This is a genomic window from Vibrio sp. 1069 (assembly GCF_033340555.1).
The window spans coordinates 1-984 of the sequence record NZ_JAWOWP010000141.1; the positions used below are offsets into that span (position 1 = coordinate 1).

At 46.8% G+C, this 984-nt stretch carries 1 protein-coding gene and 1 pseudogene; both read left to right on the top strand.

The genetic code is table 11. The annotated features are described in order from the left end of the window. The first annotated feature begins 5 nt into the window (after positions 1-5). Positions 6-788, top strand: a complete 783-nt coding sequence (gene thiF / locus R7040_RS25000) for a thiazole biosynthesis adenylyltransferase ThiF (RefSeq protein WP_318097354.1) — start codon at positions 6-8, stop codon at positions 786-788. A gap of 79 nt (positions 789-867) precedes the next feature. Next, positions 868-984, top strand: a pseudogene (locus R7040_RS25005) (thiamine biosynthesis protein ThiS); the annotation flags it as partial.

A 984-nucleotide genomic window follows, 5' to 3' on the forward strand; every position in this document is an offset into this window, starting at 1 on the left:
CTATCGTGCTTACTGATCAAGAATTCATTCGTTATCAGCGTCAAGTTTCGTTACCTGAAATCGGAGAATCGGGCCAAGCTCGTCTTGGTCAATCTCATGTGTTGCTCATCGGCTGTGGTGGGTTGGGTAGTGCAGCAAGTTTGTATCTCGCGTCTGCTGGCGTGGGTAAGTTAGTTGTGATTGATGATGACCGTGTCGACAGCAGCAATTTGCAGCGCCAGGTTATCTATCGTGAAGGCGACATCGAACTGGCGAAAACCGAGGCGATGGCTCAGCAGCTTCGTGATCTCAATTCAATGATTCAGGTACGCACGATTACCAAGCGTCTCGACCAAGCTCAGTTACAACTCGAAGTCATGTTGGCGGATGTGGTGTTGGATTGCAGTGACAACCTGCCAACGAGGCAGCTGATCAATCAAGTTTGTTATGAGCAAAATACACCTCTGATATCGGCGGCAGCGATTGGTTGGCAAGGGAAGTTTGCTGTTTTTGACTACTCAGACAAACCATCAAATTCAGGCTGCTATCGATGCTTGTATCCGTTTGATGAATTGCAGCAAACAATGAAGTGCAGCGAAACCGGCATTATCGGCCCTGTGGTGGGCACTCTGGGGAACTACCAAGCTCTCGCTGCTATTCAAAAGTTGGCGATAGATCGCTTTCATGTTGAGTGTGGTCAGTTACACCTCTTTGATGGACTGCGGATGAACTGGCAGACCATGTCTATAACCAAAGACAAGCAATGTCAGGTTTGTGGTGACAATAATCTTGCACCAATGAGCAGTTAAGAGATGACCGCCATGACAGTTTCAAATCAATTCGCAGCAAGTTCGTTTGTGCGTTCCTTTGTTAAAGGAGAGAGGTAACGTGATAACTATCGCTATTAACGACCAAGCTCAGCTGGTCGAGTGTAATGCCAACCTACAGCAAATCATTACCCAGTTTTCTCTGCCTGAAATGGGCTGTGTTTTTGCCATTAATAAT